General features: G+C 71.0%; 7 protein-coding genes. 2 read left to right on the forward strand and 5 right to left on the reverse strand.

Annotated elements, in window-relative coordinates; all coding sequences use genetic code 11:
• Positions 1-529 (reverse strand): fumarylacetoacetase (locus tag KDL01_RS37170; RefSeq protein ID WP_212533410.1); only part of this gene is annotated, 529 nt, incomplete at its 3' end.
• A gap of 463 nt (positions 530-992) precedes the next feature.
• Between KDL01_RS37170 and KDL01_RS37175 the strand changes: the two genes are divergently transcribed.
• Positions 993-2,633 carry a DEAD/DEAH box helicase gene (locus KDL01_RS37175; protein WP_212533411.1) on the forward strand — a complete coding sequence of 547 codons (1,641 nt, stop codon included), beginning with the start codon at positions 993-995 and terminating at the stop codon, positions 2,631-2,633.
• Positions 2,634-2,960: 327 nt separating this feature from the next.
• Positions 2,961-3,323 (forward strand): hypothetical protein, encoded by a 363-nt coding sequence (locus KDL01_RS37180; protein WP_212533412.1) that lies wholly within the window; start codon positions 2,961-2,963, stop codon positions 3,321-3,323.
• Between the two features lie 118 nt (positions 3,324-3,441).
• Here the strand turns inward: KDL01_RS37180 and KDL01_RS45695 are convergent, their stop codons facing one another.
• From KDL01_RS45695 to KDL01_RS37200, 4 genes are all read right to left on the reverse strand, one after another.
• Positions 3,442-4,047 (reverse strand): GNAT family N-acetyltransferase, encoded by a 606-nt coding sequence (locus tag KDL01_RS45695; protein WP_212533413.1) that lies wholly within the window; start codon positions 4,045-4,047, stop codon positions 3,442-3,444.
• Positions 4,044-5,543, reverse strand: coding sequence for an APC family permease (locus KDL01_RS37190; RefSeq protein WP_212533414.1), 1,500 nt, complete (start codon positions 5,541-5,543; stop codon positions 4,044-4,046). Before KDL01_RS37190 ends, KDL01_RS45695 begins: the two co-directional genes overlap by 4 nt.
• A 42-nt stretch (positions 5,544-5,585) precedes the next feature.
• The gene (locus tag KDL01_RS37195; RefSeq protein WP_212533415.1) at positions 5,586-6,659 is read right to left on the reverse strand and encodes a GOLPH3/VPS74 family protein; all 1,074 of its coding nucleotides are present in this window, start codon (positions 6,657-6,659) and stop codon (positions 5,586-5,588) included.
• A gap of 401 nt (positions 6,660-7,060) precedes the next feature.
• Positions 7,061-7,467: TetR-like C-terminal domain-containing protein (locus tag KDL01_RS37200; protein ID WP_212533416.1), on the reverse strand; the 407-nt coding region annotated here is incomplete at its 5' end.

A 7,467-nucleotide genomic window follows, 5' to 3' on the forward strand; every position in this document is an offset into this window, starting at 1 on the left:
CGCGCTGGCCGTGCGGGCGGGTGATGGGGGTACCGGAGACGACGACGGTGCCGGAGCGGCCGTGGTACCCGACGGGCAGGTGGGTCCAGTTGGGCAGCAGGGGCGCGCTGTCCGGGCGGAAGATGCGGCCGAGGTTCTCCGCGTGGTGGCGGGAGGAGTAGAAGTCGACGTAGTCGGCGACCGTGAACGGCAGCGGGGTGGCCAGGCGCGGGAGTGGGAGCAGCAGCGGGCGTACGGCGGCGGCGTGGGCGCGGTTGCCGAGCAGCTCGGTGGCGCGGGCCCGCACGGTGCGCCAGACGGCCGGTCCGGCGGCCAGGAGGCGGTCGAGATTCGGCGCGGCGAGGATGTCGGGGTCGGGCGCCGCGGTGTCGAAGAGGCCTGCTTCGGCGGCGGCGCCGAGCGGGAGGGCGTAGGTGCCGATGGCGACTGCGGGCTGGGGCGGGCTCTGGCCGTCGACGATCACGCCGTAGGGGAGGTTCTCGAGGCCGAGGCCGAGATGCTCTGGGGTGTCGAGCCAGCTGTCTGTCATGTGGGTCTGCCTCCGCGGGCCTCGACCGGGTGGGCCGGTCGGGGGACGATCGGTACGTACGCTGGGTCCGGTGGTGCGGATGATCGGGAAAACCCTAGCGGACCGGCGGGGCAGGGCGCTCACAGCCGCTTTGTGGGCCGTGACCTGCCAGGTTAACGGTGGAGGCGGGGGTGCGTCTATCATGAGCAGGTAACCATGTGATGCCCGCGCGCTCCCTGGTGTCCGGTCGCGGCGGCCCTTGAAGGGCCGGTGCCGGCGGCCGGTTCGTTTTCCTCTGTGGGATCTTTTCGGCGAGTGTCGAACACAGGCGCGGCATTGCCCCGAATACAGGGCCCGTACTTGTGGTCGGCAGGGTCGCGGTATGTCCGCGTGTCCGCTGCCTCCTTGTCACGTGCCAGGACGACCTGGAGGTCGCGCTGTGAAGTCCGATACCGAGATCGAGTTCGAGTCGAACGAACTCCCGATGACTGTGCAAGAAGAGATGGGGACCGAGGCGGCTGCCGAGGTTCTGCTGGACGCCGAGGCCGAGTCGGCCGCGGAGCCCGAGGGTGTTCCGTTCGAGCAGCTCGAGGTGCCGGGCCCGCTGCTCGAGGTGCTTCGCGAGGCCGGGTTGACCCGGGCGTTCCCGATTCAGGCCGCGACGATTCCGGACGCGCTGGCGGGCCGGGACGTGCTGGGCCGCGGGCGGACCGGTTCGGGTAAGACGCTGGCGTTCGGGCTGCCGACACTGACGCGTCTGGAGGGCCTGCGGGCTCGGCCGCACAAGCCGCTGGCGCTGGTGCTGGTGCCGACGCGCGAGCTGGCGATGCAGGTGGAGGAGTCGCTGCGGCCTTATGCCAGGGCTCTGCATCTGCGGATCCGTTCGGTGTACGGTGGGGCGCCGATGCGTAAGCAGATCGACGGCCTGCGCTACGGGGTCGAGGTGCTGGTGGCGACGCCGGGCCGGCTCTCGGACCTGATCGAGCGGGGCGAGTGCGAGCTCAGCGACGTGGACATCGCGATCCTGGACGAGGCGGATCAGATGTGCGACATGGGCTTCCTGCCGCATGTCTGCGAGCTGATGGACCAGGTCATCGAGGGTGGGCAGCGGCTGCTGTTCTCGGCGACGCTGGACGGCGCGGTGGACGAGATCGTGTCGAAGTACATGAAGGACCCGGTGCTGCACGAGGTGGACCCGCAGTCCGGCGTGGTCTCCACGATGAGCCACCACCTGCTGCTGGTGACGCCGCAGCACAAGGCCAGGGTCGCGGCGCAGATCGCGGGTCGGCACTCGGGCGAGGGCCTGAAGGACGCGCGCACGATCTTCTTCGTGCGTACGCAGCTGGCGGCTGACCGGGTGACCGAGCAGTTCCGCGAGCGCGGGCTGGCGGCGGCGGCGCTGCACGGCGGTATGACGCAGGTGGCGCGCACGAAGACCCTCGAGGACTTCAAGGAGGGGCGTACCCCGGTGCTGATCGCGACGGACGTCGCGGCGCGCGGTATCCACGTGGACGGCGTGGACCTGGTCGTGCACGTGGACCCGCCGCGGGACTCGAAGGACTACCTGCACCGTGCGGGCCGTACGGCGCGTGCGGGTCAGGCCGGCATCGTGGCGTCGCTGGTCCTGCCGAAGCAGACGCGGCAGGCCGAGCGTCTGATGCGGGACGCCGGCGTGGAGGCGGAGAGCCTCGACGTGGCGCCGATCGGGGCGGGCGGCAGGTGGGAGAAGGCCGCCACCGCGCTGGCCGGCCTGACGGCCGCTCAGGAGGTTCCGGAGCCGGGCGAGGTGCCGGTGTTCACCCTGCCGGTGCGCGAGCGTGAGCGCGGCGGTCGTCGCGACGACCGCGGCTTCGGCGGCCGGGACGCGCGTCGCGGCGAGAACCGGGGCGGCTACGGGGACCGGCCGCGCCGGGACGACCGTGGCAACTTCGCCCGCCGGGAGCAGGGCGGCGAGCGCGGCGGGTTCCCCCGCCGGGACGAGCGCGGCGGCACCTTCACGCCGCGGACCTCGCAGGACGGCGAGCGCGGCGGTTTCCGCCGGGACGAGCGTCGCGGCGGGTTCGCCGATGGTGCGCGGGGCGCCGGCGGCGAGCGCCGGGACCGGTTCGCCGGGCGTAGCGCCTGAGGCTGCGGCCCACGGGTCTGACAGGGTCTGACAGGGGCGGGCCGGGTATCTCTCAGGAGGTGCCCGGCCCGCCCCTTTCGGTGCCCTGACAAAGCCCTCTGATTCATGGATTTCCGCAGGCCGCAAGCGGTTTCTTGCTCAATCAGAACGTTTGTTCGGGGTCTGCGGAGGGTATCTGTAGAGAGTAGGCAGACGGCGACTTTCCGGGGAGGATCTGTCGTGTCGAGCGTGTCGGTTACGGATCAGGAAGATCGGCCTAGGACGGCGGGTTGGGTGCGGGTGCGGTTGACGGCGCCGCAGGATCCGCGCGGGCCGCGCGGAGTGGCGTTGACCGAGGGCGAACTGGTGCTGCGGGCGGACCGGGTGGCCGTGGACGAGGGCGAACTGGTGTTCCTGTGCGCGGACGAGGTGGTCTTCCAGCTCGATCGGCGCTATTTCCGGTCGATGGCGTGGTTCGTGGACCGGCCGACGTTCGCGGAGTGGCTGCGTTCGCGCCGCAAGCGGTATCCGAACTCGCATACCCGCTGGTCGACGCAGGAGCGGGAGCAGTTGGCGAAGGAACTGGGCGGCGGCAACAGTTGGCAGCGGATCGCGGACGTGCACGGGCGTACGGTGCACGCGGTGCAGCGTGAGGCGGTCAAGGACGGCCTGGTGGCGGCGGAGGCGTTCCCGCGGCCGGGCGTGGGCTGAGGCTGGGCGAGACGGCCGGGTGAGTGAGACGGCTCGGTGAGTGAGACACACGCGCGGCGGTCGGGACGTCCCGACCGCCGCGCGTCGTGCTGAGGTGGTGCGTGGTGCCGCGGTGCGCTCAGCGTGCCGCGGGCTCGCGCCACATGGGGTACATCGCCGGGCCGTCGGGAAATCGGATCGGCTCCCCGTGGTCGACGAACCCGTGGTTGAGGTAGATCTTGCGCGTGTTGGCGCCGCTGGCTTCGAGGTACGCCGGGACGCCCGTCTCGTCGAGGTGGGCGAGCCGGTGCTCGAGCAGCGCCGTGCCGAGGCCCTTGCCCTGCCGCCCGGGGAGCACCGCGAGGATCGCGAGGTGCTCGAAGGGGCGGCCGGGGGTGGGCAGCGCGGCGTGCAGGTACCGGTCGAACAGGTGGACGCGTTCGGCCCAGGGGCCGAGCATCGCGGCCACGTGCGGTTCGGGGAGCGGCGGCTCGGGCTGCGGGCCGCCGTCCTCGACCAGCCACAGGGCGGCGGCCGACCGGTCCTCGGTGACCTGGACGACGCCGTGGGCGAGGGTGTGCGCGACGTATCCCTGGAAGTAGCCGGGGAACGCCGCGCGGCGCAGTTCGTCGTCGCCGATCTGCCAGCGTGCGGCGTCCAGGTCGTGGAAGGCCGCCGCGACGAGCCCGGCGAGGAACGGTGCCTCCTCGGGCCCGGCGGTGAGGATCGGCGTGCTCGAACTCACCGGGCGGCCTCCTCGACGGACTCGACGGCCGGCGCGGGGGCCGGGGCGGGCACGAGGGAGGAGGACAGGGCGCTGTACTTGTTCGGCGAGTACTTCTTCGCCCACAGGGCCCAGCCGACGCCGGCGACCGCGACGAGCAGGTAGATGAGCGGCCACAGCCAGGTGGTCGAGTCGCCGGAGGCGACGCCGATCATCAGGCCGAAGTGCCAGACGACCAGCACGACGCCGACGACCAGGGCGACCGCGGCGACGGCCGGGAGGATCAGCGCGGTGGTGGCGCGCTCCTGGTGCGGGGTGCGGCGGAAGAAGGCGATGATCGCGATCGCGGTGACGGCCAGCAGGACCAGGATGCCGAAGCCGCCGGCGGTGCCGCCGATGTAGAAGGTCTGGGTCTCCGGGTTCCAGTTGAACAGCTGGGTCAGGCCGATGCACACGAGTCCGGACAGGCTCTGCAGGACCGAGGCGCGCCAGGCCACTCCGCTGCGGTTGGTCGCGGCCAGGCTCAGCGGCAGCATGCGGGCGCGGGCGCCGGTGAAGGCGTAGCGGACCCAGCCGCTGTGGTAGCCGAGCAGCGCGGCCAGCATCGAGGTGATCATCAGCCAGTTGCCGATGGTGTTCTCGGTGTTGGTGCCGAGGCCGAAGAAGAGGCCGGGACCCTGCTGCTGTGCGGTCGTGACGATCGAGGCGCCGTAGTGGGCCTGCATGGCCCAGGCGGCCAGGATGTAGATGACCGCGGACAGGGCGAGGCAGGTGTAAGTCGCGAGCGTGACGTTGCGGCGCGGGTTCTCCACCTCGCGGGTGTAGACGGCGGTGGTCTCGAACCCGATGAAACCGAGGACACAGATCGCCGAAGCGGCGCCCAGGTTGCCGAGCGACAGGTGGCCGGCGGTGAAGGCGTGCACCGCGCCCTGCTTGGCCGGATTGGCCAGGCCGCGCTGGGAGAGCACCAGGCTCAGCACGATCTCGCACAGCGACAGCAGGCCGAGGAAGTACCCGACGTAGCGCAGCTTGAGCTGGCCGAGGACAGTCACCACGATCCAGACCGCGAGGGCCCAGAACCACCAGGAGTGGTTGAGGTTGTACTGCGCCCCGAGAAACCCGCTCATCACCACGCCGAGGAGGCCGTAGAGCGCGACCTGCAGGAGTCCGTAAGACAGCAGCGCGATGAATGCGACCGGAACGCCGACGAAGCGGCCGAGGCCCTCGGTGGCGATGGCGTACATGGCGCCGCCGGTCGGGGTGTACTGGGTCATCGCGACGTAGCCGGGGACCCAGATGGCCAAGACCACTCCGACGATCAGGAAGGTGATCGTCATGTTGGTCATGCCGGTGGCCGCGAAGGCACTGGGCAGTACGCCGGCCTCCACGAGCATCGGACCGACACTGGCCACGGCGGTGCACAGCACTACCAGGACGCCGACCTTCTTGGCTTTGGCGGCTGTCGATATCTGTCCCGTCGGCGTGGCGGCCGAAGGTGACGGACTTGGCGGGGTCATGGGTGGGCTCTCCTTGTGTTCTGCACGGTAACGGGGGAGGCGTTACGATCCTGGGCTGATGACCACGGCGTCGACCTCGGCGGCCGTCAGGTCGACCAGCAGTTTCAGCTGTGCCGCGGTCTCGGCGCGGCGCGTCTTGGCCAGGGCGTCGCCCCGGTTCATCGAGGACAGCCGGTCCCAGCCGCCGGTCTGCTTGGCGTCGAGGCCGGTGGCGATGGCGAGCTCGGCCAGGACGGCGTCCGCGGAGGGGATCGGGTCGGAGTAGAGCGCTCCGCCGACGAGGGCGCGGATCGCCTTGGCCAGGCCCCGCGGGACCGGCGCGTAGTAGACGCGTTCGCGCAGCATGCCGCGGGTCTCCGGGGTGATGAGCCCTGATTCGAGCAGTTCGGCGCGCACCCGCTCCTCGATGCCGGCGGCGACCACGGAGAGCTGGTCGCGCAGCGGCACGGTCTGCTTGCGGAGGTCTTCGAGGGCTCCCTCGGCGGCCTGGCTAGGCGCGGGCGGGGGGCTCGCCTCGGTGTCGGGGGTGCCCGGCGGGTTCTCGGGCAGGGAGCCGTCCACGAGCTGGTGGGTGCGGATCTCCACACCGATACGGCCGGCGATGATCAGTTCGGCGACGGCTCCGGCGGCGAGTCCGAGGCCGATCACGGCTTCGCTCAGCAGCGGTTTGCCGCGTCCGTTGTGCGCGACCACGTAATAGCGTCCGGTCAGTGTGAGGTGCCGGATGGCCTCGGCTATCGGGTCGCGTTCGGCGCGTTCGCGTTCCTCGTTGGCGCGGGTGGCCTCGGCTTCCGCCTGGGAGCACAGGTCCATCCAGGAGTTCATCAGCAGCGCCGAGAGGACCTGCGGTTCGTACGGCAGGCGCGCGGCGACCCAGGCGGTGACGTCGGCGGTCGGGTCCTCGCCGTCGCCGGTGTCGGCCGGGAGTGCGTCGGCGACGGCCGCGTAGACCTGGTCGCGTTGCTGGTCCGAGACGGTGATGTGGAAGCGTTTGGCCACCTGGGTCAGGACGTCGTCGAGGTCGCCGTAGGCGCTCTCGGCACTCCAGTCCATCAGGGCCTTGATGAGCTCCGCGAGTTCCCTGGTGGTGCGCGGGCCGTTGACGGTCAGCAGCATGGCGGGACCCCTGATTCTCGTGCGCCGGGTCGCGCGCGTCCGGCCGGAGGCGACAGCTGCCGCGAGGGCATGTCGCTCACCCCGGCCTCCTCTCCACGTCGCTCACGGCGACACCCGACACTTGACGATCCATCAATCTTTACAACGCACGCATAGATATCACGAAGGCACTCCCGGTCGGTACCCTCTCGTGCGCAGAGTTTTGATTACCAGGCCCCACCTGCGTTTTCGGTGGGTGTCGCGTACGGGGCGACGCTGCCGCCGTCACGCGTTCTCCGGGATCACGATGATCATCTCAAAGAACCCTGATGATCAGAGAAGTGATACCACGCGCACTCTGCGCAATGCAACACTATGACGGGTGCCGGGAGGACTTGCGGCAGCCGGAATGCGGTGAGATGTCAGCGCGCGCCGAGTCCGAGGGCGAGGATCCGGACCAGGTAGGCGTAACTTTCATCGAGGTCACGGGCGATCTGGAAGCCGCCGCCCTGCTCGAGGGCGATGAAGCCGGTCACCGCGGCACGCAGGGTGCGGACGGCGTCGACGAGTTCCGTTTCCGGCAGGCCGAAGCCGCGCACGACGGCATATGCGACCTCGACGAGGCGGGTGGAGGCGGCGGCGACCGCGGGGTCGTCGGCGGCGGGGTGTTCGAGCAGGGCCCAGCGGTGCGGCAGGCGCCGGGCGGTGCAGCTCGCCGGCCGTGGCGATCCGGCGGCCGCCGTCGCGCGGCGCGGGCGGGCTGACCAGCCGCTGCTCCGGGTCGACGCGCACCAGCACGGACAGGCCGGCCGCGCGCAGCCTGCGCAGC

Origin of the sequence: Actinospica durhamensis, assembly GCF_018139695.1 — a bacterium.
Taxonomy (GTDB): domain Bacteria; phylum Actinomycetota; class Actinomycetes; order Streptomycetales; family Catenulisporaceae; genus Actinospica; species Actinospica durhamensis.